The following is a 1,030-nucleotide window of genomic DNA, read 5'->3' as shown; positions in this document are numbered from 1 at the left end:
AATATGAAATTTAAGTTAAACTTAATTAATCACTTTACCTAACAGGTAGAAAAATATGAATTTATATAAGTAAACAATTATGCTTTGCATACTAGTATGTTAGGTAGTATTGCGAGAAATGAAATATGAAAGTAGGTATAAGGTAAGATAAGCAACTTAATAATTATGTATATGAAAAAGTATATTTCAAATGGCGCCACTATGACGGGGGATTATATTATTATGTGTACGCTGGGTATCTTAGATATAAACTCAGTTATCGTAATTTAAGTTAGATGATGAAAGAAGAGAGAGGATTAAACCTATGCCTAAGTACAATATACAGGTGGGTTCAGCATTATGGTCCAGAAATACAAAAGAAAGTTAATTCATATAGCATTTGGTGGATGTTATTAAGCATAAAATTAAATACAACCCACAAATGTTATATACTTGACTCCAAACACGGTATCATTACCGTCAAAGCTGACTATTTAATTATCGTTAATTTAAAACATTTTCCAGATAAGAAAAATATTTATACTCAGGTTATATCTCCAGGTGAATTTCTAGCTCTCTAGCTTAATAAGATGACTCACATTAGTATGCCTAAATGTATAAAACTCTGTTAACCCATATGGGTTAGGGGTAAGTCCTCCTTGCTGAATAAATAATAGAGTATATATGAAATCAAGTATCTAATAAAATATTATAAAGATTTTAAACAATTTGTTTTTGCTCTAAATAGAAAGCATATATTTTTACCGGGTAAGTTTTATGAAAATAACTAGATGCACATGGTGTGAGAAGCATCCAATTTATATTGATTATCATGATCAAGAATGGGGGGTATTAGTTAATGATGACAATACTCTATTCGAGTTCCTAATTCTCGAAGGTGCTCAAGCAGGATTAAGCTGGCTTACCATATTAAAGAAGAGAGATAATTATAAAAAAGCATTTTATAATTTTGAACCTAATGAGGTAGCTAATTTCTCTGAAAAGCAAGTTGAATACTTACTTAAAAATCCTGGTCTAATAAGGAATAAGC

Annotated in this window: 2 protein-coding genes; both read left to right on the top strand. The window is 29.5% G+C overall.

The features are described 5' to 3' along the window. Positions 1-278: 278 nt before the first annotated feature. On the top strand, positions 279-560 hold the full coding sequence (locus NF27_RS11540) for a hypothetical protein (RefSeq protein ID WP_053332800.1): 282 nt from the start codon (positions 279-281) through the stop codon (positions 558-560). A 196-nt stretch (positions 561-756) separates the two neighbouring features. Next, positions 757-1,030, top strand: a 274-nt coding sequence (locus NF27_RS10820; RefSeq protein ID WP_039459583.1) for a DNA-3-methyladenine glycosylase I, incomplete at its 3' end; no start/stop codon positions are given.

The sequence above is a fragment of the Candidatus Jidaibacter acanthamoeba genome, assembly GCF_000815465.1.
Classification (GTDB): Bacteria; Pseudomonadota; Alphaproteobacteria; order Rickettsiales; family Midichloriaceae; genus Jidaibacter; species Jidaibacter acanthamoebae.
This window is presented reverse-complemented; position numbering and strand designations above follow the sequence as displayed.